This window comes from Rhizobium sp. OAE497, assembly GCF_040546565.1.
In the GTDB taxonomy this organism is placed as follows: Bacteria; Pseudomonadota; Alphaproteobacteria; order Rhizobiales; family Rhizobiaceae; genus Rhizobium.
The window spans coordinates 837047-861929 of the sequence record NZ_JBEPOA010000003.1; the positions used below are offsets into that span (position 1 = coordinate 837047).

General features: G+C 58.4%; 22 protein-coding genes. 14 read left to right on the forward strand and 8 right to left on the reverse strand.

Annotation, left to right across the window (positions count from 1 at the left end; genetic code table 11):
* Window positions 1-414 precede the first annotated feature (414 nt).
* Window positions 415-576 carry a hypothetical protein gene (locus ABIE40_RS30745; protein ID WP_162708667.1) on the forward strand — a complete coding sequence of 54 codons (162 nt, stop codon included), beginning with the start codon at window positions 415-417 and terminating at the stop codon, window positions 574-576.
* 630 nt (window positions 577-1206) lie between these two features.
* Here the strand turns inward: ABIE40_RS30745 and ABIE40_RS30750 are convergent.
* Both ABIE40_RS30750 and ABIE40_RS30755 read right to left on the reverse strand, forming a co-directional pair.
* Window positions 1207-2169: an alpha/beta hydrolase gene (locus tag ABIE40_RS30750; protein WP_148195294.1), complete on the reverse strand. Its 963-nt coding sequence runs from the start codon at window positions 2167-2169 to the stop codon at window positions 1207-1209.
* A gap of 340 nt (window positions 2170-2509) precedes the next feature.
* A complete protein-coding gene (locus ABIE40_RS30755; protein ID WP_112715847.1) occupies window positions 2510-3394 on the reverse strand; it encodes an MBL fold metallo-hydrolase in 885 nt (294 codons plus the stop codon).
* Between the two features lie 305 nt (window positions 3395-3699).
* Here ABIE40_RS30755 and ABIE40_RS30760 point away from each other — a divergent pair, with 305 nt between their 5' ends.
* A complete protein-coding gene (locus ABIE40_RS30760; protein WP_130279859.1) occupies window positions 3700-3957 on the forward strand; it encodes a GlsB/YeaQ/YmgE family stress response membrane protein in 258 nt (85 codons plus the stop codon).
* 448 nt (window positions 3958-4405) lie between these two features.
* The gene (locus ABIE40_RS30765; protein ID WP_130279555.1) at window positions 4406-4972 is read left to right on the forward strand and encodes a DUF1003 domain-containing protein; all 567 of its coding nucleotides are present in this window, start codon (window positions 4406-4408) and stop codon (window positions 4970-4972) included.
* Between the two features lie 76 nt (window positions 4973-5048).
* On the opposite strand, the gene ypfJ is transcribed toward ABIE40_RS30765, so the two are convergent.
* Together ypfJ and ABIE40_RS30775 are read right to left on the reverse strand one after the other, a co-directional pair.
* Entirely contained in the window at window positions 5049-5972 is a 924-nt protein-coding gene (ypfJ, locus tag ABIE40_RS30770; RefSeq protein WP_112715851.1) for a KPN_02809 family neutral zinc metallopeptidase, read from the reverse strand.
* Window positions 5973-6078: 106 nt separating this feature from the next.
* The gene (locus ABIE40_RS30775) at window positions 6079-6591 is read right to left on the reverse strand and encodes a YciE/YciF ferroxidase family protein (protein ID WP_112715853.1); all 513 of its coding nucleotides are present in this window, start codon (window positions 6589-6591) and stop codon (window positions 6079-6081) included.
* A gap of 482 nt (window positions 6592-7073) precedes the next feature.
* Between ABIE40_RS30775 and treZ the strand changes: the two genes are divergently transcribed.
* From treZ to ABIE40_RS30795, 4 genes are all read left to right on the forward strand, one after another.
* Window positions 7074-8855, forward strand: coding sequence for a malto-oligosyltrehalose trehalohydrolase (gene treZ / locus ABIE40_RS30780; protein WP_199629708.1), 1782 nt, complete (start codon window positions 7074-7076; stop codon window positions 8853-8855).
* Window positions 8856-8861: 6 nt separating this feature from the next.
* Window positions 8862-10745 carry a 4-alpha-glucanotransferase gene (gene malQ / locus ABIE40_RS30785; RefSeq protein WP_199629707.1) on the forward strand — a complete coding sequence of 628 codons (1884 nt, stop codon included), beginning with the start codon at window positions 8862-8864 and terminating at the stop codon, window positions 10743-10745.
* A 225-nt stretch (window positions 10746-10970) separates the two neighbouring features.
* Window positions 10971-11828, forward strand: coding sequence for a manganese catalase family protein (locus ABIE40_RS30790; protein WP_112715859.1), 858 nt, complete (start codon window positions 10971-10973; stop codon window positions 11826-11828).
* Window positions 11829-11951: 123 nt separating this feature from the next.
* Window positions 11952-13253, forward strand: coding sequence for an NAD(P)/FAD-dependent oxidoreductase (locus tag ABIE40_RS30795; RefSeq protein WP_354541252.1), 1302 nt, complete (start codon window positions 11952-11954; stop codon window positions 13251-13253).
* A gap of 166 nt (window positions 13254-13419) precedes the next feature.
* Here ABIE40_RS30795 and ABIE40_RS30800 read toward each other — a convergent pair whose 3' ends face one another.
* From ABIE40_RS30800 to ABIE40_RS30810, 3 genes are read right to left on the reverse strand one after another with little or no spacing between them, the layout of a single operon-like run.
* Window positions 13420-13668, reverse strand: coding sequence for a hypothetical protein (locus ABIE40_RS30800; protein WP_112715863.1), 249 nt, complete (start codon window positions 13666-13668; stop codon window positions 13420-13422).
* Window positions 13669-13677: 9 nt separating this feature from the next.
* The gene (locus ABIE40_RS30805) at window positions 13678-14853 is read right to left on the reverse strand and encodes a zinc-dependent alcohol dehydrogenase (RefSeq protein ID WP_112715865.1); all 1176 of its coding nucleotides are present in this window, start codon (window positions 14851-14853) and stop codon (window positions 13678-13680) included.
* An 18-nt stretch (window positions 14854-14871) separates the two neighbouring features.
* Complete coding sequence (locus ABIE40_RS30810) at window positions 14872-15450, reverse strand: SPW repeat domain-containing protein (protein WP_354541253.1); 579 nt, start codon at window positions 15448-15450, stop codon at window positions 14872-14874.
* Between the two features lie 232 nt (window positions 15451-15682).
* Here ABIE40_RS30810 and ABIE40_RS30815 point away from each other — a divergent pair, with 232 nt between their 5' ends.
* The 7 genes from ABIE40_RS30815 to ABIE40_RS30845 all read left to right on the forward strand — a co-directional run bounded on the left by ABIE40_RS30815 (window position 15683) and on the right by ABIE40_RS30845 (window position 23760).
* A complete protein-coding gene (locus ABIE40_RS30815) occupies window positions 15683-18085 on the forward strand; it encodes an FdhF/YdeP family oxidoreductase (RefSeq protein ID WP_112715869.1) in 2403 nt (800 codons plus the stop codon).
* Window positions 18086-18137: 52 nt separating this feature from the next.
* Window positions 18138-18698, forward strand: coding sequence for a c-type cytochrome (locus ABIE40_RS30820; protein ID WP_354541274.1), 561 nt, complete (start codon window positions 18138-18140; stop codon window positions 18696-18698).
* Window positions 18695-19678, forward strand: a complete 984-nt coding sequence (coxB, locus tag ABIE40_RS30825; protein WP_130279554.1) for a cytochrome c oxidase subunit II — start codon at window positions 18695-18697, stop codon at window positions 19676-19678. Before ABIE40_RS30820 ends, coxB begins: the two co-directional genes overlap by 4 nt.
* 26 nt (window positions 19679-19704) lie before the next feature.
* A complete protein-coding gene (ctaD, locus tag ABIE40_RS30830) occupies window positions 19705-21588 on the forward strand; it encodes a cytochrome c oxidase subunit I (RefSeq protein WP_502944846.1) in 1884 nt (627 codons plus the stop codon).
* On the forward strand, window positions 21585-22187 hold the full coding sequence (locus ABIE40_RS30835) for a cytochrome c oxidase subunit 3 (protein WP_112715875.1): 603 nt from the start codon (window positions 21585-21587) through the stop codon (window positions 22185-22187). The genes ctaD and ABIE40_RS30835 overlap by 4 nt, the downstream gene beginning before the upstream one ends.
* Before the next feature lie 298 nt (window positions 22188-22485).
* Window positions 22486-23373, forward strand: coding sequence for a cytochrome c oxidase assembly protein (locus ABIE40_RS30840; RefSeq protein WP_199629706.1), 888 nt, complete (start codon window positions 22486-22488; stop codon window positions 23371-23373).
* 123 nt (window positions 23374-23496) lie between these two features.
* The gene (locus ABIE40_RS30845; RefSeq protein ID WP_354541254.1) at window positions 23497-23760 is read left to right on the forward strand and encodes a c-type cytochrome; all 264 of its coding nucleotides are present in this window, start codon (window positions 23497-23499) and stop codon (window positions 23758-23760) included.
* A gap of 1 nt (window position 23761) precedes the next feature.
* On the opposite strand, the gene ABIE40_RS30850 is transcribed toward ABIE40_RS30845, so the two are convergent.
* Window positions 23762-24697, reverse strand: a complete 936-nt coding sequence (locus ABIE40_RS30850) for a c-type cytochrome (RefSeq protein ID WP_112715881.1) — start codon at window positions 24695-24697, stop codon at window positions 23762-23764.
* Window positions 24698-24883: the final 186 nt, after the last annotated feature.

Sequence of the window (24883 nt, forward strand, 5' to 3'; positions counted from 1 at the left end):
TTAGCCGCGCGTGGCGTGCGCCGGCATCGCCGCGACTGCTGTTCACGATTAATGGACCTATGATGAACCCCATTCTGACATCAACTGCAATGATCCTGAGCTTGGTCGCAGCTTCATGCTCAACACCTGAAGATTTGGAGCCAATCCCTGGAAGCATCACATATGGTGGACAACCTCACGGCAAGCTTACGAGATCGCCCATTGGCAGCGTCTTGCCACACGAATTCTATAATCAGCTTGGAAACTGGGTCCAGGAGACTTATATCGTCCAACCGGATCGCACTTTAAAGTTGGTTCGCCGCGAAATCGGCCAGTACCCCGAACGATGATTCTGTTTATTGCCCGATCTCGCTATCGTGGCCGAGCCGCCTAAGCTTAGTCGCAGCGGTAGGAGAACGCATTGGAGGACGCGTTTTGCAGGACGAAGACCGGTACGGCTCGGCAGACGAGCAAACCGCATATGACGCACAAGGTCGCCATCCGGCACGACCAGGCAAGATGCGCTCGGCCTGGGCAGTTATTGCTCTCATCGCCGTTCTGGTCGCGGTTATCATCGCCAGCACCTGGGTGATGTAGCAATCGCGATCGCCCTATTGCGGGCTATAGTTGTTGCTCCGCCCGAAACAAGCCTGCGCAAGATCTTAACTTCTTCCCGCATCGGACTTGATAAATCCCTTGATGTGGAAGCCATCTCATAGGTTAAGGCGCCGTCGTGTTGCGACCGAAACTCAGGTTGCTCGTCAATCGTGACGAGCAACACGCCGCGAAATCGTTCTGGCAGAATTACGTCCATACATTTGAAAGAATATGAACCCGATTTTAAAGGTGGAAGCAAGGGAGGGCACTGTGTTTCTGGAGTGGAGGAGCGAAGGCCGGGTCGGTGAGCAATCCTTCCAGTACGACGGTGTCAGTGTGATCGAGTTCGGCGAGGACGGGATCACGGCGTTCAGGGCGTATTTCGATCCGCGACAGCTCTCGATCCGTCCCGGGAGCAGCGAGCGAAAGAGCGAAGATAGCAAACTCGTTGGGGCTCAGAGGCAGGCTGGCGAGAAAAGACCTGGTAGGTACTCTAAAAGGCCCAAAACCTGCCCAGCAAAACGATGCGCACGCGAGAGACCGCTTTAGTCCAGCCGACGAGGCGGGTAGGTCGGTTTGATGGCGCCCGTGGACATGATGGACGCCAGAGCCCGAATCCGGCCTTATCCGCTACGCAGGACCGAGAATCCTCTCGATCCATCGTGCGACGAAGGCGTGAGTTTTGGCCGCAACGCGGGTCGGCAACCGCTCGAAACCGTGCGGTGCATCAGGGACCATGAGTAGTTGGGCGCAACCCGTCTGCTGATGCCACCGCTCATACATGCGCGTGCTATCGTCCTTAACAGGATCAAGCGCGCCAGCGACAAACAACGCTGGAGGCATGTGGGAAAGGTCAGCGAGGATCGGCGAAACGTCCGGACTGCCCACATCGAGGAGCGACGGCCCGTGCACTAGTCTGTCGAGATTGAGGAGCGCTGATTGCGGATCGATCAGCAGACTGCGCTCGGACGTCCTCAGCCTTATTGAGCCACCCATATCGAAAGCCCCGCAAAGAGACACAAACGCAGCCAATCGTTTGATCGGGCGCCGCTCGGCAACTCTTACCAACGCAGCTGCGGCCAAATGAGCACCGGACGATTCACCTTCAACGATCAGCTTGTCCAGGCCAAAGCTTGCTAGATGATCCAACGCCCAGTCGATAAGGGTGACGGCGTCCTCAATTGCGCGCTCTAGATCGTCATCGAGGGCTCGATGAAAGTCACCAGCGGCCACCATCACGTTGCACAAGCGGACGGTTCTGGCGTTCCATTGGTCGTCCAGCCGAGCGTTTCCGACAACCCATGCACCGCCATGAAAGTGCAAGAGGAGAGCTTGCGGTCTCCGGCGCGGCCGAAGGAGGCGTATAGGAATCGTATGATGATCAGAGGCTGCGACCTCATCCTTTTCCAGGTGTACCCGCTGGCGCGCCGACGGCGGCAGCGCGGCTTGAACCAAATCGACAAGGCTGTTGATTATCTTTGCGTTCATCCTGCGGCCGGTGTGATAGCGCGGTAGGACCGACAAAATCCTGTTCAAACGCCGGGCCCTCGAGAGATCCCGGATCGTGAAGATGCTCGTCGGGTCGATTCTCATGCCATAAACTCGATGGTCCGCGGCTGGGACAGACGACCAACAAAATGGGTCCGGTAACGATCAGGAGGCAGTATTCGTTTCATAAGCCGCAAGCCGCTGGCGGCCTCGATAGTGGCGCTGATCGAACATAATGGTCGCGTTCTACATCTGGCGACGACCTGCGTCGAATTCGCTAGTCGCAAGATCCGGGCGCGCCTTCGGGTGAGGAGGGTATTGTCCTCGAGGTCGAGCGCGATGAACAGGTTTGTCAAGAGATGAGCGACCGGCGCTGGAAATGGGGGTCGCGATCGTGAGTGCGGTGTCTCTTCTTCCATCCCTGTCTCCCCAATTTGCCGGAATGTTACCGATAAGCGTCGTTACCACTCTTACCCGGCTTTGCCGGATCGAGAGCGTAGGGGCGGCCTTCCGGCACTGCGATCGATGCGAAATTATTTGCCAGTTCGTGCAGCCGGCGTCGCATATTAGGGCCGCGAACGGGTCGGCCGTGCCCGGTGATGACAAGATCAGGTTCCAGAGCCGCAAGCGCTCTGACAGACTTCCCTGCCTCATCCCAGTCCGGCGTAAAATAGCGTGGCGGCCCGTGCATCTCGGGCTTCTGGACGATGACTTCGTAAACCGACTCCTGACCGGTGGTGACGACGGCGTCACCTGCGATCAAGGTACGATCACTCTCGCGCCACAGAGAGATGTGACCTGGCGCGTGACCGGGAGTATGCAGCCATCGCCATCCTGGCATGACAGGAATGCTATGATCTGATGGTAGCACCTTCAGCCGCGAAGCGACGTTAACCGGGGAGCGCGGGAAAAGCGGTGACAACAAGGCCATCGCGCCGCCACCCACCAGAGGATCTGCCGGCGGATATGACGCCTCACCGTTGAGGTATGGAAATTCCAGCGGATGAGCGTAAACGGCCACGTCCCAACGCTCAGCAAGCGCTGCCAACGACCCGGCGTGATCGAAATGACCGTGGGTCATGATGATCGCGGCCGGGCTGGTGCCGCCCCCGAAACGATGCTCCGCCGCCTCGATGATGGCGTTTGCCGATGTCGGGAGTCCGGTATCAATCAATACCCATTCGTTCTTTTTCGAAGGGTTGCCATAGAAGATGACGTTGACAATGGACATCCGTCGATAGGAAAGGTCCGGCGCAAATACGAGGGTATCCGATCCGGCTTGAGTTACCGGCGCAAGATCACTCTCCTCGAGCGCAAGTTGTACAGTCATGAGAGGCTCCTTTGTTGGAGGTCCACAAACTGGCTGCACCGTCGAAAGTTCCAGGAGAGGTCACCCAGCGCCTGCAGGAGCATCGGCTTAGTTTGTGGCGGGCACTGATCCAGACGTGATAACGCAAGAGATGAGGAAGTTCTCTTGCTCCGGAACCCGCGTCTGCTTCGCCGATTGTTCGTGGCAATCGACGGTGGAAGTGGCGCAGTCAATCCATGTCGCGGAACAAATCGTCGTCGCTGATGTTTACCGGCTGCTTCCGGATTTCGGAAGCTCATATCAATCTCATAGAAGGGGAAGTCTCCATGGAAGACGCAGGCATTGGCTGGATCGCGGCAATCATTATCGGCGGCATTGCCGGATGGCTCGCAGAGATGTTCATGAAGAGCAACATGGGCGTCATCATGAACATCATTCTAGGTATCGTCGGAGCCATTGTCGCCAACTTCATTCTCTCGCTTTTCGGCGTCGTCCTCGGCGGCTGGCTAGGCTACCTGATCGCTGGCTTCATCGGCGCCTGTATTTTGATCGCTCTGGCGCGAATGATCAGGCGTACGGCTTGATCGGCCCCCGCTGGATCTACGAGAACATCTGAGCAGCCTGCTCACGAAGGTTGCAAACTGCAACTTGAGTACGATCATCGAACTGAACGAGGGCGCTTGCCATTGTTGGTCGAGCGCCCTCTTGTGTGAGATCCGAGGCGGCTTGTGGGCGAGCAGGAAGAGCTGCCACAGCAAATCTCATTCGATCCTGATTGTGGCGCATCGAAGACAGGGTTGCATGCGCGACCTGTGCTCCTGGCTGTCGGACCTGAGCGGACAAACTTCGCAGTCTTGAAACGGGACCATGCTTTAGCAGGCGGCGGTGTCGTCTGAAGGGGCACATCGTCTCCCCATGCGTTCGCCGCGGCCTCGCACGCGTGTCACGATGATCATTCGACGCAAGCTTTCACCACGATTTAAGGAACTTCAGGAGCAGGGGGAAGTTCCGGCGTCGAACCGGAGCGCTCATATGACTTCCACGCCCGACCAGAACCATGGCGTTGCCAGCCGTCTCGACCGCAACATCGAGGCCCTTCTGCTAAGACGGCGCCAGGAGGCCTGCGCGGCGTCCTTCCAGGACCGCGCGGCAGCAGCGATTACTCGCTTCGCCGGGTCCATGATCTTCGTCTACCTCCACGCGGTCCTGTTTGGCGGGTGGATCCTGATCAATGTACAGGTGTTTCCGCTTCTTCCTGCTTTTGACCCTTCTCTGGTTATTTTGGCAATGGTGGCGTCGGTGGAGGCGATCTTCATCTCGACCTTTGTCATGATCAGCCAGAATCGCATGGCAGAGGCAGACGACAAAAGGGCGGACCTCAACTTGCAAATTTCGCTGCTTGCCGAACATGAGACGACACAGCTTCTGACAATGGTCGCCGCGATCGCTGACAAGCTTGGCCTCGACCTAGAGGAGAAGCAGGAGATCGAAGAGCTCCAGCAAGACGTCACGCCCGAGGAGGTTCTCGACACAATGGAAAAGATCACAGAAGGTTCATCCTCAGACCTTGACGTCACGGCCGACAAGCAGGAGCACTGAGCCCCCCTTAGCTTGCGATGGCAGGAACCGGCTTTTGCGGACGATCACCCGGACGACGATCTCAGGCAATTTTGCATCAGACCGGTCCCGAGAAGGTGTCGCATGATGAAAGTTGGCCGCTGTCGAACCCTCGCTTAAACCACTTTACACGTTGAGCGGAGGTGCCATGGTTGAAGCTTTCCGGCACGACATAACCCTGCGTGCGCTTTTGCAGTGTGTCGTCGCCGATCTGCTGTGCGGCGTTCAAAGCCTCTTCCGTGTCGCCTGCATCGAGGATGCCTTTCTGCTGGGTGTACTTCCCCCAGATGCCCGCAAAGCAGTCGGCTTGAAGCTCGACGCGGATCGACATTTTGTTCGCATCGCTTTCGCTCATCTGTTGTCGGGCTTGATTGAACTTCGGGAGAATGCCGAGCTGGTTCTGTACGTGGTGCCCGATCTCGTGAGCCACTACGTATGCTTCAGCGAAATCACCGCTGGCGCCGAAGCGATTGCTGAGCTCCTCGAAGAAGGTCGTGTCAAGATACACCTTCTGGTCTTCAGGGCAATAAAACGGTCCGGTCGCAGCCGACGCCGCGCCGCAGGCGGATCGGGTCTGATCACGAAACAACACCAGCTTCGGATCCGCATAAGAAAGCCCTTGCGACTGAAAAATGCCCTGCCAGGTATCTTCAGTCTCTGCAAGCACCGTCTTCACAAATACTGTCATCTGGTCGCTGGCAGGGGTCTGCCCCGCCCCCGCGTTTTGACGTTCGCTTTGTTCGTATCCCGATCCGTCAGAGTTGGCGTCCCCCATCACCTGAAGAAGGTCGACGCCCATTGCTTTGAAAACCAAGTAGATCACGACGAGAAAAATGATCGTGCCGATGCTCAGCCCGCCACCGCGGCGTCCGATCGGCAGGGTGAACCCGCCGCCCCGACCGAACGCACTATCGTTGAGCCCGCCGCTTTCGCCTTGGCGATCCTCGACGTTTTGAGACTGACGTCTGCCTTGCCATTCCATCTCTCAGTTCCTTTGATTTGGGACGGTCCGTTACTAACGCTGTCAAGGCTGCGTAAAAACGAAAAGGCCGCCTCACGAGGCGGCCTTCACGGCGAAACTGCCCAACTTAAGCAGCTTTGGAACCTTTGCCCTTAGGATTGGCCTGCGCCTCGGCGAGCTGCGTCAACTTCTGATCAGTTGCTTCCTCCTCCTGAAGATTAGCCTCCAGCAGGGCAACGGCGTCCTTTAGGCCAAGCTGCTTGGCCCAGGCGATCAAGGTGCCATAGCGTGCGATCTCGTAGTGTTCGACAGCCTGAGCCGACGAAATCAGACCAGCGTCGAGAGCAGGCGACCCCTTGAATTCTTCCATGATCTCTTCGCCCTCGGAAATGATGCCCTGGATGGCTTCACAGGTCTTGCCGCGCGCGGGCTTGCCAAGGATCTCGAAAACCTGCTCCAGGCGGTCGATCTGGCCCTGTGTTTCATCACGATGCTGAAGGAAGCCAGCCTTGCCTTCCTCGGACTGCGCAGCGCGCGCCATCTTCGGCAGAGCTTTCAGGATCTGTTTTTCAGCGAAATAGATGTCCTTCAGGGTGTCGAGAAAGAGATCGTCGAGTGTCTTGGTCGAATTCGTTGCCATAATATCCTCCTTGTCGGCCAGCTTTCTGGCGCGTGCTGCTCCGCCCGGTGGCGGCGCCGCCGGTTGCAGAGATCAAAAAAACAATGCGTGTTCGAAGCATTTGTTCCGTAACTTTGACGGCCGCATCTCACGCATCTTTTCAGCGCTTGAGCTCAAAATGCCGCCCGCCCCGCCATGGCGATGAAAAACGGTATGTCTTTCCCCCATCCGCCGCCGTTGCAACCAGAGTCGCGCATTCAGCTTCTTAACGTTCTTGACCGTACGGACGGTCCCGTCGTGGAACTTCGATCCGTGCTTCTAGTTGTCAGTCCGCTCGCAGTCCTGGAGACCTGAATGCTTCCATCGATAAACTTATCCGCCAAGGCCGCTGGCATACGGAGCTTGGTGCCGTCTTGGGCGATGTCAGATTCGCCACCCGCATGGTGTCGGATGAGATCAGGTCTCCCTGCCGGAGCTATGAATTCTAAAGATAGGATGATGTCGTGATCGAATACGCGTTCGGCCCGCTGATCTATGAGGATGGTGTCGAGTTTCGGCTATGGGCGCCTTTGAAAGACAGAGTTCTGGTCAACCTGGAAGGTCTTCAGCCGCAGCTGATGGAGCGGCAGGCAGACGGGTGGCATCGCTGTCGCGTGAATGGTGTCAGGCCCGGTGCCCTCTATAAGTTCGTCTTGCCGGATGGATTGGAGGTGCCGGATCCGGGCTCGCGATACCAGCCTCAGGACGTGCATGGGCCGAGTGAGATCATCGATCTGTCACGACATCGCTGGAAGACCGATGCCTGGACAGGCCGTCCTTGGGGAGAGATGGTGATCTACGAGCTGCATGTCGGCTCTTTCACATCGGAGGGAACTTTTGCGGCCGCGATCACCAAGCTCGATCACCTGGCAGCTTTTGGTGTAACCGCCATCCAGATCATGCCGATCAGCGATTTTCCCGGCCGGTACAACTGGGGCTATGATGGTGTTCTCCCTTACGCGCCGGACAGCACCTATGGTCGCCCCGAAGACCTGATGGCACTGGTCGACGCTGCACACGAACGCGGCATTGGCGTCTTCCTCGACGTTGTCTACAACCACTTCGGGCCAGATGGGAACTATCTTCCAAATTACGCACCGCTGTTTACCGAGAGCCACAAGACCCCGTGGGGCAACGGGGTCAATTATGACGGTGACGGTTCAAGAGCAGTTCGCGAATTCCTCATCCAGAACGCGGTTTACTGGATCAAGGAATTCAGGCTCGACGGGCTGCGGCTGGATGCCGTACACGCTATCAAGGACGACAGCGAGGAGCATCTTCTCCATGAGCTTGCCCGTCGTGTCCGAGCCATCGCTGCCGGTCGGCATGTTCATCTGATCGTCGAGAACGAAGATAACGACAGCGATCTTCTAGAGCGGGATCAGAATGGCCGGGCCGTCCATTTCACCGCCCAGTGGAATGATGATGTACATCACGTCCTTCATATTGCCGCGACCGGTGAAAGTTTCGGCTATTACCTGGATTATGCCGATGACCCCTCAAAGATCGGGCTCGCTCTTGCTGAAGGCTTCGTATTCCAGGGCGAACATATGCCCTATCGTGGCGAGAGCCGGGGCAAGCCGACTTCGAACCTGCCTCCGACCGCGTTTGTATCGTTCATCCAAAATCATGACCAAATTGGAAATCGGGCGCTTGGCGACCGTATGATTACCTATCGGCCGCTGGAGCCGCTCAAAGCGGTCACAGCTCTCTATTTGCTGTCAGCGCAGATCCCTATGCTGTTTATGGGTGAAGAGTGGGGCGCGCGCCAGCCGTTCCCTTATTTCTGCGACTTCGATGAAGACTTGAACGAAAAGGTGAGACAGGGCCGCCGAGAGGAATTATCCCGTCTTCCTGGGTTCGATGCCGATGATTTACTCGATCCAACAGCCAAGTCGACGTTTGACGCGTCAAAACTTAACTGGTCTGAGCTCACCGGTGCGGCCGGCGCCGAAATGCTGGCGTTCTATCGATCACTTCTTGCTCTGCGGCATGACCGGATCGTTCCGCTGCTGGAAACCACGGGCCCAATTGGCTCTTCGTTTCGGCAGGAGGGCCGCGTCACTGTCGTCGAATGGGCCTTTAACGATGGCTTGACGCTGCGTGCAGTTGCCAACCTCTCGGACCACCCGGCGCGGTTTTCGACATCGTCGGCGGAGACGGAGATATTTTCACTCGGAACATCGACTGAAGACGAAATGGCATCCTGGGCTGTTGTCGTCAGCATTGCCCAAGCGGGAGGTTAAATCTGCATGGTCTCCCGTAAAAAAAGTGACGCTCCTTCAAATGCGCGTCTCGACCAGCTGGCAACAGAACACGGGATCAGCCTTAAAAGGCCAAGCCCGGACAATGGGGACGTTGCGATTAGCGACGGCACGAAGCGAAAAATCCTTGCGGCGCTCGGCGTCCGCGTCGACAGCGATGCCGAGTGCCTTGGGCGGCATGCCACCCATAAAGCTTCCAGCAAAGCCATCCCGCGCGCTTTTCTGCCGGATTTTCTTCTGACCGATCGAGTATGGGGCATCAGCTTGCAGCTTTACGAGCTGCGATCTGAACGCAATTGGGGCATTGGCGACTTCCAGGACCTGATCGACATCATCCTCCTTGCCGGGACGCTTGGCGCCGACTTCATCGGGCTTAACCCTCTGCATGCGCCTTTCCTTGCCGATCCTGACCGGTGCAGCCCCTACGAGCCATCAAGCCGGCAGATGCTCAATCCGTTGTACATCGCGGTCGACCATGTCCCCGGCTTCAAAAGCGATCCGCAGCTCGATCTGCGGATAGGGCAGTTGCGGTCGAGCGATCTCGTCGATTACGGCGGGGTGGCCGAGGCCAAGATGGCTGTTTTGCGCCGCATCTGGCAGGCTTGGCGATCCTCTTCAGATCGTCAAGCGGAAGATCGCCAAGCGTTCGATCGCTTTGTCGATGAGGGTGGGGAGGTCCTGCGCCGTCACGCGCTGTTTGAAGCTTTGTCCTCGGTGATGGCTGATCAAGGTCTCGGCGCGGGTTGGTCATCTTGGCCAGCGGAATATCAGCGGCCGGAGAACGCAGAGGTCGCAAGGTTTGCCGACGAGCATGCAGACCAGATCGACTTCAATATCTGGCTGCAATGGGTTTGCCATCGCCAATTGAGACAAGCCACCGACGCTGCGCGAAACGCCGGTCTGCGTATCGGTCTCTACCTCGACCTGGCTGTCGGAGAAGCAACTGACGGCTCGGCAACCTGGAGCGAACAAGGCAACTACATCTCCGATGCAACGGTCGGAAGTCCGCCCGATCCGTTTGCTCCCCAGGGCCAGGACTGGCACTTGGCAGCCTATCATCCTGCAGAAATCGCTTCGGGCAACAACGCGCCATTTCGGCGAATGGTAACGGCTGCGATGCGGTACGCAGGCGCCATCAGGATCGATCATGCGGCAGCCCTGCGCCGGCTATTTCTCGTCCCGCTCGACAGTACGCCCGACGAAGGTGCTTATGTGGATTACCCGCAAAACGAGCTGCTACAGATTCTGGCCGAAGCCTCATCAAATTACCGTTGCCTGGTGATCGGAGAGGACCTCGGCATGCTGCCGGAAGGCCTGCAGGAGGATCTTGCTGAAGCCAATATCCTCTCTTATCGCATCCTGTCTTATGAACGGGGACAGAAGGGTTTCACGCCGGCAGGTGCATATCCGCGTCTGTCGCTCGCCTGTATTTCCACACACGACCATCAGACATTGGCCGGCTGGTGGCGTGGCGCGGACATCAAAGCCAGGTCCGAACATGGTATCGTTCCATCCGAGATGACGAAAGCGCATGCAGAAGAACGCCAGCATGAGCGAGAAGATCTGAAGGTCGCGCTGAAAGAGGAGGGTACCAACCCGCCCAAGCACCTGCCTTCGCCGAGAGCTGACGACGACAAGCTGAAAGACTTGGTCGTCAGCGCACATCGCTTCATTGCAAAAACCGCCTCTGCACTTGCTGCGGTTCGGTTGGCCGACATGACGGCCGAAAAGCGACCGACGAACATTCCGGGTACGAGCGGCACCTATCCGAACTGGAAGCCGAAGCTATCTGTGTCACTCAAGCAGCTTTCCGGCTTGCCGCTGCTTCTGGAAATCGCTGAGGCCATGCGGGACGAGCGGCCCAAGAAATAAGTTGGCGAGCGCGATGAGATAGTGACAGGCATTCACGCAAAACGGGCACGAAACGCCCGCGAGATCGCTTCACCTGGGCGAAAGCGCCAGCCACCAACCGTCACCTATCGTACACTTCCATAACCGGTTGTCGTTTTGAAGTTTTCCCGGGAACTTCTATGGCTCGTCTCGGTTGGCAGCCCGGTATCAGTCTAGGTATCGGACACTCTTACGAGGAGACTACTCATGTTCAGTTTCGATAAGCGCTTGCAGTACCCTGTCAAGGTCAGCTCGCCAGACCCCATCTTTGCGCGAATGCTTCAGCAGGCGATCGGCGGCGTCGAAGGCGAGATCCGCGTCTGCATGCAATATTTCTTCCAGGCCTGGGGAGCGCGCGGTCCGACCACGAAATATCGCGATATGTTGCTGCATACGGCGACCGAGGAAATTGGTCACATCGAGATGCTGGCAACCGCAGTGGCACTCAATCTCGACAAGGCGCCTGCGAGCCTGGCCGAGGCCGGTGCGGCTGATGGTATCGTCGGCGCCGTCATGGGCGGCGAAAACCCCCGCCACGTCATTGAGGGCATGCTTCACCGTCACATCCTTTCGACGGGTATGGCCGCATTCCCCGGCAATAGCGAGGGCGTTCCCTTCGACATGTCTCACATCTACGCCAGCGGCAATCTTGCGGCCGACATGTATTGCAACGTGGCGGCCGAGAGTACCGGTCGAGTACTTGCCACACGGCTCTACAATGCGGCTCACGATGAGGGCATGAAGGACATGCTGCATTTCATGATCGCTCGGGACACGATGCACCAGCAGCAATGGCTGGCTGTCATCGAGGAGCTTGGCGGCCACGAAGGCGCATTGCCCATTCCGAACAGCTTTCCGCAGGAAAAAGAAGATCAGGCTCACAATTACGATTTCTTCGCAACCGCCTCGGATGGCTCGGTTCCCCCGCCTGCACGCTGGAATGAGGGCCCTTCGATGGACGGAAAGGGGCAGTTTTCGATTTTCCAGAACGAACCGCTGGGCGAGGAACCCGTCCTCGGGCCGGCCAGGCCCGACAGCGGCGCTCAGAACGAACAGATCGGCTGAAAGCCAGAATCGGGGCCGCGGGCGAGACCAGCGCGCGGCCGCCGTCGGAAGGTTGAGGGCCCGGGCGCGGTTAGTAAACTCGTCAAAACGGGGGTGGCATACTTTATATGAATAAATCGTATCGTGATTATTGGCGGAGGCTTTGGCGGGCTCGCCTGTGCCAAAGAGCTAGGCAATACCGGTCATGTCGTCACTGTGGTCGATCGGCGCAACCATAATCTCTTCCAGCCACTGCTTTACCAGGTAGCGACGGCGGCGCTCTCTCCGGCTGATATCGCCGAACCCATTCGAAAGACACTTGGGCGATACCACAACATCAACATGCTGATGGCCGAAGTCATTGACATCGATACCGAGACGAGGCGGGTGCTGCTCGATAAAGGGGATGGGGTCGAGTATGACAGGTTGGTCATTGCCACGGGATCGGACTACAACTATTTCGGCCGTGATGAATGGCGCATCTTCGCTCCCGGCATGAAAACGCTTCACGAGGCGCGCCTTGTCCGACAGCGTCTGCTGCTTGCATTTGAAGACGCTGAGCGGGAGACTGACCGCGACAGACATCAGGATCTGCTCACCTTCGTCGTCATCGGCGGCGGCCCGACGGGGGTCGAGATGGCCGGAGCAGTCTCAGAGCTTGGCCGGTTCATGATCGACCGAGACTTTCGGAATCTGAGATCGGAGCGCTTCCGCGTGGTGCTGATAGAGGCAGGACCGAAGCTTCTGGCCGCCTTTCCCGAACATTTGTCTTCCTATGCTTTGACTTACCTCGTGGGTATCGGCGTGGAGGTCCGGCTGGGTGAACCTGTTCTCGACGTCACCGCGACCGGTGTCCAGCTCCAGAGCGAATTCATAAAATGCAGCTGCGTGGTGTGGGGGGCGGGCGTTAAACCCTCACCAGCGTCGGAATGGCTTGGGCTTACAAGAGGAGCCCCACAGCGAATTCCAGTTGATGGAAATCTCCGTGCCATCGGTTTTGACGACATTTTTGTTCTGGGAGACACCGCGCTGGCGATCGGAGCTGACGGCAAGCCGCTCCCGGGTCTGGCCCAGGTTGCCAAGCAGCAGGGGATCTATCTCGGGCGGTTCTTAAACGGCGCGACGAGATCACCGGGGGCGTTCAGGTTCAAGAACCGTGGCAACACCGCGGTGATTGGACGAAACGCTGCGGTTTTCGATTTCGGGTCATGGACACTCAAGGGCCGCCTTGCCTGGCTACTGTGGGCTCTCGTTCACGTCTATCTTCTGGTGAATTTTGAAAAGCGGCTTCTCGTCAGCATTCAATGGATCACGCGCTACCTAACGCGTCAGCGCGGTGCTCGCATCATCGATGAGCATCAGGTCGAATTGGGAAAGGACGGTGTGGGTTCAGCCTCGAAAGAAAACCTACCAAGGCAACTCGCAAGTGGCCAGGGGAGATCGTGACGCTTGCAACATCAAGTGTTCGAGCTTCCCCCTAAAAAGGATATTTGCGTCGCTCGCAGATGAGCACTGATCTTGAAGAGCAGTTTATCGTCCTTCGGGCGCTCGAGCACAGAACGCCAGCTTCACTGGATCGGTTACGAGACGCCGCGCAGCTGGCCGGAACTCCTCAGGCGGGATTCTTTGCGCGCTTCGGGTCTGACACGGTCTTCCCAGCTGGGAGTTTGACGGGCTCGGAGCATGGAAAACCGTCAGAGGGCGCGTCGGCCCTCTGATCGGCATCATCGAAGAAATTCACCTCCAGCCCATAAGCGGCCATCCGGTCGGTCATAATCTCGGCGATGGCGTCGAGGAACGCTTCCACACCGTGTTCATGTTCGAATTTGCGGCAAGCCGCCTTGAGGTCTTTGGCCTCCATTAGCGGTTCTCACGCAGTCAGAACGACCTTTATGCAATTGTCCTTCTTATCACGGAACGTCTCGTAGAGTTCGGGCCCGCGTTCGAGGCCAGCGCGGTGGGTTATTACAAAACTTGGATCAATTTCGCCCTCCTCGATCCGGCGCAGGAGATCGAGCGAGTAACGGTTGACATGGGTCTGGCCGGTTCTGATCGTCAAGCCCTTGTTCATTGCCGCTCCGAACGGGATCTTGTCGAGGAACCCGCCATAAACGCCGGGAACTGAGACGATACCGCCAGGACGGCATGCCATTATTGCGGTCCGGAGAACATGCGGGCGGTCGGTTCCAAGCAATGTGGCGGCTTTTACCTTATCGACGATGGCATCAAAGGATGCCGTTGCATGCGATTCAGCACCAACAGCATCGATGCATTTGTCGGCGCCATGGCCAGCAGTCATATCCTTGATGTGATCGGGGATGGTACCCTCGATTTCATCAAAATTGATCGTTTCGGCGCCAGCTGCGACGGCGAGAGCCAGACGCTCTGGTACGTTGTCGATCGCAATGACGCGGGCGGCGCCTTGCATAAGTGCGCTCTTGATACAGAACTGGCCGACTGGGCCACAGCCCCAGATCGCAACAATGTCTGTTGGCTCGATCTCGCAATTGGCCGCTGCCATCCATCCGGTCGGAAAAATGTCGCCGAGGAAGAGTGCCTGCTCGTCAGAGATGCCGTTCGGTATGATGATAGGGGAGACATCTGCGTAGGGCACGCGCACATATTCGGCCTGTCCGCCGGAGTAGGCGCCCGTTAAATGCGAATATCCAAACAGCCCCGCTGTCGGATAGCCGAATGCCTTCGTGGCGTTCTCGGCATTGCGGTTCGTTCGCTCACAAACCGACCAGTTGCCCTTCAGGCATTGCGAGCACTCGCCACAGCAAATTGTAAAGGGCACGACCACTCTGTCGCCGACCTTGAGCTTCTTGTTGTCGCGACCGACTTCAACCACCTCGCCCATAAATTCGTGGCCGAGAATATCGCCCTTCTCCATGAACGGGATGTAGCCGTCCATCAAATGGAGGTCGGACCCACAAATCGCGCAGGCCGACATCTTGATGATCACGTCTCGACCATCTTCTATTTTGGGATCTGGGACGCTGTCGCAGCGAATGTCGCCTTTTCCATGCCAGCAGAGTGCCTTCATCACTGTCTCCTTATTGTCTCAAGATGCGGTCCCGAGCGCGCGGGTTCTCGTGGTCAGGGAGAGCACGATGGAAAGAATACCGATTGGATAGGCGGTCCAGCGCGCCGCGGGCGGAAAATCGAAGATTAACGGTGCTATGAGCATGGCGAAGCCGAAAGCAGCGTCGAGGACTAGGTGAAACCTTATCCGCAGAAAGTGGACGGCACCCAGCTCATAGTCAGTGAGCAAGCTGTAGACGATCACGAATAGCCCCAAGTCGATCAGGGCGACGAAGCCCGCACCCTCCATCTGCAGGGCGATAGGCAGCGCGATCACGATCAGCCCGACAAGATAGTCGAGAACGGCATGAAATCGCGTAGGCAAGAAACGCATGGTCGGCTCCAGCTGTACTGTACAAGGCGGCGAACCTGCCGGATCTCGCAAAGTTCCAGACGCCGCTGGTTTTTCTCCGATGGGGTCGGCGCGGATGAAGGTAAGGCGGGCGGCCGATCTGCGAATGCAGCGCGACCCTGGCGTCTCTGGCGCGTCTTCACCGCGCAATGCTTTACGCTCGGCATCGCGAATGGCTGTGACCGTCCGCAAAAATCGCTCTGGCATCGATCGGCATCGTCGAGGCTGTCGTGAAGAGATGCTGCACGAGCCGCTACTTCGGGTAAAATGACGATGAAAGCAAACCGCCGGGCGCCAATCGATGAGTGTTGCGACAGCCGCGGTTCCACTGCGAACCCCGTGAACGCAAAAAATTGAAGAGGCACGGAACTCTGGCGTGCCAAGTTGGTTCGGGTGAATTCCTCCTTGATCAGTCTTTTCCAGTTCCAGACGGCACATCATGACAAAAAACCCAAAGAAGACGCCCGAGCTCGGTTTCGACAGCGGCCCTGCAGGCGGCTGGGGTTCGGCGAAATCCGTCAGCGAAGTTTTGTTCCGAGAGCATGTCCCTCTGTCCGGGGCAAGATTGCTGGCGCAGCAGAACAAGCCGGAAGGCTACATGTGCGTGAGCTGTGCCTGGGCCAAGCCGGCAAAAACCCATCCCCTCGAATTTTGCGAAAACGGTGCGAAGGCGACCGCGTGGGAGGTGACCAGCCGAAGAACCGACCAGGCCTTCTTTGCAGATCACACGCTGTCTGAGCTAGAGAGCTGGCGTGATCACGATCTGGAGGAGCATGGCCGCCTGACCCGCCCGATGCGCTGGGACGCGCAAAGTGACAGATACCTCCCCGTCGAATGGGATGCCGCCTTTGAGGAGATCGGCCGCGAGTTGCGGGCCATCTCACCCGAACAAGCTGAATTTTACACATCGGGCCGCGCGTCTCTCGAAACGTCCTACATGTATCAGCTCATGGCCCGGATTTATGGCAGCAATAACCTGCCTGACTCCTCGAACATGTGTCATGAGAGTTCATCGGTCGGCCTTCCGGAAAGCATCGGAGCTTCGGTCGGAACGGCGCTCTTGTCCGACTTTCAGAACTGCGATTGCATTTTCTACATCGCCCAGAATGTTGGTACCTCCTCGCCGCGTCTGTTGCACGACCTGCAGGACGCGGTCGACCGCGGGGTTAAGGTGGTGACCCTGAACCTGCTGCGCGAACCGGGCCTGGAGCGCTTCGTCAACCCGCAGTCGCCTGGCCAGATGTTGACCGGTAAGGAAACGCCGATTTCCTCAAACTATTACCAGGTCAAGAGCGGCGGCGATATTGCCGCGATGTTCGGCATCTCGAAGGCCCTTATCGAGGCGGACGATGCGCTGCGTGCAGCCAATATCAGCAAAGTCGCTGGCAGTGATGATCAACCGAGGGACCCGTCCAGCGCAGCTTCTTTGGCCTTCGCATCGTCTGTTGCCGCGGCTGATACCAAACATGTGCTTGATCATGATTTTATCGCTACCCATACGGCCGGCTTCGAGGAATTCGCTGCCGCGGCGCGGCGACATGATTGGGATGAACTGCAGCGCGTCTCCGGCCTGACGCGGCAGGATATGATCGAAGCTGCCGAAGTCTACGCGGCGTCAGACGCTGTGCTGATGGTTTATGGGATGGGTTTGACCCAGCATCTGCTTGGGGTTGAAAACGTTCATATGGTCTGTAATTTGGCCCTCTTGCGCGGTAATATCGGCAAGCCCGGTGCCAACATCTGTGCCGTGCGCGGCCATTCCAACGTTCAGGGTCAGCGGACAGTTGGTATTACCGAGAAACCGAGCCTCGTGCCGCTCGACAAGCTGAAGCAGCTCTATCAATTCGAGCCGCCGCGCTGGGAGGGGCACACGACTGTGGACGCTTGCAAGTCGATCATCGATGGCAGCACCAAGGCATTCATCAGCCTTGGCGGCAATTTTCTGCGCGCGGCGCCAGAGACCGAGGCCATGGAGGCGGCCTGGCGCAATTTGCGACTGACCGTGCAGATCGCAACCAAGCTCAACCGCAGCCACGTCATTCACGGGGAGATCGCGTATCTGCTTCCGTGCCTGGGGCGGATCGAAATCGACATGCAGGCAAGCGGCCCGCAAGCGGTGTCGATGGAAAGTTCGGTGGCGCATTTCCACGGATCACGCGGCAAGACGCGGCCGGCAAGCCGTCACCTTTTGTCCGAACCGGCGATTGTTGCCGGGATCGCCAAGGCGACGCTCACCACTGGCGCGGTGCCTTGGGACCGGTGGGTCGATGACTATTCTTTGATCCGCGATGCCATTGAAGCCACATATCCGGAAACCTTTCGAGACTTCAACAAGCGGCTCTTCCAGCCAGGCGGGATACCGCGCCCACTTCCGGCGCGGGAACGGGAATGGGTGACGGCAAGCGGCAAGGCGAATTTTCTCACCCCCGAGCGCCTTTTTCCGGAACTCCCCCCTGAGGCACGCGACGCGGGCGTACTTCATCTCGCAAGCCTGCGATCGAACGATCAGTTCAACACGACGATCTACGGGTATAATGATCGCTTTCGCGGCGTCGACGGCACAAGGCAGGTGGTGTTCATGAACCGCAACGATATCGAGAGACTTGGTTTCGTGCCCGGCGATGCCGTTGATCTGATCACAGCGATCGAGCCAGAGACGAGGAGGGCCGTCCACGGGTTCAGGATCTTGGACTATGACATCCCGGAGGGCTGCTGTGCAGCATATTACCCCGAGACCAACCCGTTATTTCCGCTCGCCCATCATAGCCCGAAAGCCAAAACCCCGTCCTACAAGCTGCTGCCGGTGCGACTGGCCCCGTCTACGGCGGTGCCAGTCAACTAGGGAGAGGAGCATTTTGGCTACCGTCTCGCGTGGAAGTTCGCTGCTGCTCACGATAGGTCTGCTGATCATCGCTGGATCGTCCAGCGCAGCGATCGCATATCTGCGGGAGCCACGGCAATACCGCGCCGATCCGCCGGTCGCGCAGGCGATGGAGGGGCTGAGGCTGATGCCGAACGGGATCGCAGGCACCCCGCCACAGGTTTACTTCGCGCTCGCCAGGCCTTATGAGAAGACGGCTTACGATCTGTCGCAGGGCAAGCGGCTTTACACTTGGTTTGGCTGCGCGCAGTGTCATGGCGAGGGGGAGGGCGGTAAGGGACCGTCTTTTCTCGATGGCTGGTGGCTATACGGGCCCTCGATGGTTTCGATCGTGGCGTCGATCCGGGATGGGAGGCCACACGGCATGCCGCCGTTCAAAAGCCGGATGACGATCGACCAAATCTGGCAGCTATCAGGATACGTCAAGGCAATCGGCGCCTATACGGCCAGTGTCAACGCCCCGGCGCGTAACGATGACCGGCAGACGCGACCTGCGGAAAACCGGGCGCCTGCTGCATTGCTTTTCAACGAGGGGCCGGTCCCGCTTCATCCCGATCAGGGACCTTCGCCGTGAAGCCGGTCCTCTTCGTCTTGCCCGCTATTTTGAGCGGCTGCGCCGGGGCGCAGTCTGCGCTCGACCCGCAAGGCCATTCGGCGCTTCTCCTCAGAAACCTGATCCTCGCCATCGTCATCGTCTGCATCATCGTCTGGCTGGTGGTGATGGCCATGCTTTTGTGGGCCTTGCTGCGGCGCGACAGGCCGAAGCAAGGCGAGAGCGGTGTTGAAAGACGGATGAGGACGGCGGTGATCGCCGCGGTGGCAGCAACCATTGTCATCATCACCGGTTTGACGATCGCAAGCTTTTACACAACGCGGGGCCTCGGGCCGGTCCCTAACGCAGATCTGACGATCAGGGTGCGAGCACAGCAATGGTGGTGGCAATTCATCTATGAGGACAAGGATCCGGCGCGAACGTTTCAGACCGCAAATGAGATCCACATTCCGGTTGGCAAGGACGTCCGCGTGCTGCTTGACAGCATTGACGTCATTCATTCCTTCTGGGTGCCTAGCCTGGCGGGCAAGCAGGACCTCATCCCGGGCCGTGAGAATGTGCTCACCTTCAGGGCCGATCGGGTTGGCTCTTACCGGGGACAATGCGCCGAATTCTGCGGCCTGCAGCACAGCCACATGGCGTTCTTGGTTATTGCGGAGGATGAACAAACCTACCGGAAGTGGGAAGCCGCGCAACGCTCAGCGGCCCTTGAACCGCAAGATGCTGAACTCGTCGCCGGCAAGGCGGTTTTCATGGCCAGGCAATGCAGTGCCTGCCACACCATCCGCGGAACGGCGGCCGACGGCAGTTCCGGTCCGGATTTGACCCATGTGGGCAGCCGGCAAACAATCGGCGCCGGCCTTATCGACAACAGCCGAGGCTCGCTTGCCGCCTGGATTGCCGACCCCCAAACCCTCAAGCCTGGCAACAACATGCCGCTTGTACCGCTTTCATCGGAAGAGCTCCGGCAGATCTCAGCCTATATGGAAAGTTTGAAATAATGGCCGAACAGCACTCGCCGGTGGTGATGGACACGGATCTGGACGACGCGGGCCTGGTCCACGCATTGGACGTGACCTGGGGCACCCGGCGCGGATTTTGGGGAGCAATTGCTACGGTCGATCACAAGGTCATCGCGCGACGATACATCGTCACGGCCTTCGTTTTCCTCATGCTCGGCGGCGTTTTGGCTCTGGCGATGCGGCTGCAGCTGGCGCAGCCGGAAGCCAGGATCATCGATCCGGACCGCTACAACCAGATCTTTACGATGCACGGATCGAACATGATGTTCCTGTTTGCCGTGCCGGTAATGGAGGCGATGGCGGTCTACCTCGTGCCGCTGATGATCGGCACGCGCAACATCGCGTTCCCGCGCCTGAATGCGTTCTCCTACTGGGTGTTTCTCGCTGGCGGGATATTGCTTTGGTTATCGTTCCTGCTCGATGCTGCACCCGATGTCGGCTGGTTTGCCTACGTCCCTTTGGCAGGGCCTGAATACGGTCCCGGAAAGCGCGCCGACATCTGGGCTCAGATGATCACCTTCACCGAACTGTCGGCACTGGCCATTGCGGTGGAAATCGTCGTGACAGTATTCACACAGCGAGCTCCCGGCATGTCTCTTGACCGCATTCCGCTCTTCGTCTGGGCGATGCTGGTCACGGCCTTCCTCGTCATCATGGCGATGCCGGCAATCATGTTTGCGAGCTCGACGCTGATCATGGATCGCCTGGTCGGCACGCATTTCTACAATCCGGCCGAGGGCGGTGACGCGCTGCTATACCAGCATCTCTTCTGGTTCTTTGGGCATCCGGAAGTCTATATCATCTTCCTGCCGGCAGTCGGAATGGTCTCGACGATCCTGCCGACCTTCGTCCAGCGGCCGGTTTTCGGATATCTGCCGCTCGTCATGGCGCTGATCGCAACCGGGATCCTGTCGTTCGGTCTCTGGGTCCATCACATGTTTGTGGTCGGCCTGCCACGGCTCGGAGAGAGTTTCTTTACAGCTTCCAGCATGGCGATCGCGCTGCCCGCCGGCATCCAGATCTTCTGCTGGCTGGCAACGATCTGGGCAGGGCGCCCCATCTTCAAGGTGCCGATGCTTTTCATCATAGGCTTCATCGTCACCTTCGTGATCGGCGGCATGACCGGTGTGATGGTCGCCTCGGTACCGTTCGACACGCAGGTGCACGATACCTATTTCGTGGTGGCGCATTTTCATTACGTGCTTGTGGGGGGCGCCGTCTTCCCGTTGCTCGCGGCAGTATACTACTGGTTTCCGAAGATGACCGGGCGGATGATGAGCGAGGTGCTCGGGCGGTGGGCATTCTGGCTGATCTTTGCCGGTTTCCACCTGACCTTCTTTCCCATGCATATTCTTGGCCTGCAGGGAATGCCGCGACGCATCTACACCTATCAACCCGAGCTGCCCTGGAGCGGGCTTAATTTGTTTGTGAGCGTAAGTTCGATCGTTCTTGCCGCAGGGTTCCTGATCTTCTTCATCGACGCGTTGCGGAGTTGGCGCTCCGGCCAGCCGGCAGGAGACAATCCTTGGAATGCCCCGACGCTCGAATGGGCGACAAGTTCGCCGCCACCGTCGCCGAATTTCTGTTTTATACCGGTCGTCGGTGACCGCAACCCGCTCTGGTCGACGCCCGGCGCGCTTGCGGTGGCTTCCGGTTTGCGGGTCGATCGCCGCGAACTTTTGGTGACGAGCGTTGTTGAGGCATTGCCGCAGGCACGTGAATCCTCGGCACGCAATTCGGTCTGGCCGTTCTGGGCGGCATTAGCCACCTCGGTCATGCTCGTCTGGTCGATGTTCTCGCCCTGGGCCGTCATCTGGGGGTCGATGCCCATTGCAGTCACATTGATCGGGTGGTTTTGGCCGAAAGGCACACCGGAGGATGATTCATGAGCCGACATGTCGTTCTTGATGTTTCGCACCTGCCGATGCATGCCACCGGCACCGCCAGCCCGACATGGTGGGGCACCTGTGCCTTTATGCTGATCGAGGGCTCGGGGTTCAGCCTAGCGGTTGCTGTCTACCTTTACCTGATGAGCCTGGCGCCCATGTGGCCAATCGATGCACCACCCCCCGATCTTTGGCCGGGTACGATCCTGACCGGGCTCTTGGTCGTCAGCGTGATACCAAACCTCCTGGTGTCGCGCTGGGCGCGGCAAGAAAACCTGCAGCGCGTTCGGTTTGGGCTCATCGTCATGTCGTTCATGGGGGTCATCCCCCTCGTTTTTCGCGGCTTCGAATTCCCGGCGCTGCATGTCTTTTGGGACGATAGCGCCTATGGATCGATCACCTGGACAATCCTCGGCCTTCACACGACCCATATCCTGACGGATATCGTGGACACACTGGTGCTGACCGCCCTGATGTTTTCGCGGCATGCCGATAACACGAGGCGTTTCGGCGATGTCCAGGACAACTGTCTGTACTGGCACTTCGTCGTACTCACCTGGCTGCCTTTGTATGCCTGCCTCTACTGGGTTCCACGCCTATGAAACGCCGGGCCATCGCACAATATTGCGGGTGGGTGGTACCGCCGGTCGTGTGGGCTTTCAACGTCCAGCTCGGGCAAATCTTGCCTCACATCGACTGCGTGGCGGGTCTGGTCACGACGATGGTAGCCTGCTTTGGGGCTTTGCTGCTTGCGGCTGGCGGAACGATTGTTTCCTGCTGGACCCGGAGCGCATCGGGGTCACGTGGTGGGAAATTTGTGGCCGGGCTCGGTGCAGCGGTGGGTTGCGCTTTCATCTTCGCGCTCTTGTTACAGGGGGCGGCGACCCTGCTGCTGAGCGCATGCGAACGTTGATCCCCCTGCTTGTTCTGCTGTCAAGCACTCGCCCGGCCATCGCTCACGGCGGGGAGGAGCATGCCGGACTTCAGCAATGGACGTTCGACCCTTGGATTGTAACGCCGATTGCGTTGGCGTGCGCTCTCTATGGGGTGGGTTTTCTGAGGCTCTGGCAGCGATCAAGAGATGCGCGACGCCTTTTGTTGTCAGCTTCGGCTTATTGGAGCGGCAGCCTGAGTTTGGTCATTGCGCTAGTGTCTCCTCTGCATTTCCTCGGCGAGCACCTCTTCACCTTCCATATGGTCGAGCATGAACTTATGATGGCCGCTGCGGCCCCGCTGCTCGTCCTGGCGCGTCCGATCGGGATAGTTTTCTGGGGCCTGCCGCGGCCTGCCCGGCACGTGCTGGTCAAGCTGATCAAAGCGAGGGCGACGGACAACGCCTGGGATTTCCTGACCCGCGGCTTTGTCGCGACGGCGCTCCACGCGCTGGCCATCTGGCTCTGGCACGTGCCGGCCCTGTTCGATGCGACAGTAACCACCATTTTATTGCACCGGCTGCAGCATCTCAGCTTTTTGGTGACAGCGATCATTTTTTGGTGGGCGATCTTCTATAAGATGGGAAGGGGCGCCGGCGCTTGGCATCTTTTCGTGACGATGATGCATACAAGCATCCTGGGGGCGCTGATTTCGCTCGCGCCGCGCGTTCTCTATATGTCGCAGACGAAGGCCGCGCCGCAGTGGGGAATGACGCCACTGGAGGATCAGCAACTGGCGGGCCTGGTAATGTGGGTGCCAAGCGGCATCATCTATGCCGGCGCCGCACTGGCAATGCTTGCGGCGTGGATATCGGCATCGAGCCGGGGAGGCCCTCATGGACAGCGCATCGACTAAACTTTGCTTGTTTAGTTTGGCAATCCTGTCATGCGCAGCAGCCGTCGGTCTTTTGACTGCCGCAGAAAAGGACAGACAGCAACGCAAGGCGGTCGCGATCGCGATGACAGGCGGGAACCCGCCATGGCGCCATCGCTTTTCCGTAAGTTCGGATGCGCTGGCTGCCATACAATTCCGGGCGTTCCCGGTGCCGACGGCAAGGTCGGCAGTGCGTTGAGCGACATGCGCCGGCGTGTCTATGTCGCCGGTGTCCTCAACAACACACCGGAAAATCTGGCAAGCTGGATTGTATCTCCACCGACGTTTTCGCCTCGCACTGCAATGCCGGTTACAGGGATCTCCGAGCGTCAAGCCAGGGATCTGGTTGCCTATCTTTATTCCCAATAAGTCAGGGGGACGCTGCCGGTCGCGCAGGCAGCAGCTTTACATAGCGGGCGATCGCTTCCCGATCACTTTGCGACAGTTGCGCGGTGTTGAGGACAACATCTGCCATGGAAGAGCCTACCCTGCCGTGATCAGGCGTTTGACCGGTGCGCAGCATTTCTTCGATGTTGTCCTCAGTCCAGTTGCCGATGCGACGGGGCGTGATGTTTGGAACGAAACCCGACCCCTCTGGGTCGGTTCCCCCCGCGAAGCGGGTGTCGGGTTTGATCGCACCGAGAAGGTTGCGGCTGGAATGGCACTCGGCGCAATGTCCCAGGGTTTCGACGAGATAGGCGCCTCTTTCCTCGCTCGTTACATCTGGCGCCTTGCCTTCGGTGAAGAACAGCAGCTTCCAGATCCCGATGAAACGGCGGTAACGGAAAAGCAGCGGCAAGTCGTGGGACGGCGGTTTGCCCGAGACGGAGGGCAGCGTGCGCAGATAGGCATAGAGGTCTCGCACGTCGTTGAGGCTCATCTTGGTGTAGCTGGTATAGGGAAAGGCCGGGTAATAGTGTTTTTCTTCGGGTGAGACACCGGCGATGAGGGCATTGGCAAGGTCCGCCACAGACCAAGCGCCTATTCCGTCAACCGGATCCGGAGAAATATTGGGCACCCGGAAAATGCCAAAAGCCGATGCGAGCGCCAGTCCGCCGCCAAGTTTCAACGGATCTTGTTGTCCAGGTTCGGCGTGGCAGGAAGAGCAATAGGCGCCAAGGAATACGAGGCGTCCGCGGACCGCATCACCGCTCTGCAGGTTTTTGTCATCCTTGGAAAAACGAGGGGCTGCGGACGTTATCCAGAAGAACACGAGAAGCGAGGCGGCCAAGACCACAAGCCCGACGCCGAGCGCCAGGAAGATGCTGGGGCGGAACCGGACTTGGGTAATGACTTCAGCAGACATGATGCACCGACCTGCACTCAAAATTGCTCAGCGACCGAAAAGCCTGAGCCAAATGACTGTTCGTCTGTTATTCAGTGAACAGCAACGCTTCGCGCCGGCAGTGTTGCTCGGCGGTGTTGTTGTTCCACCTCCCGCTAGCGCCATCGAAAGCATCTCTCCGTATGGGACAATCCCTTGATGGAAACG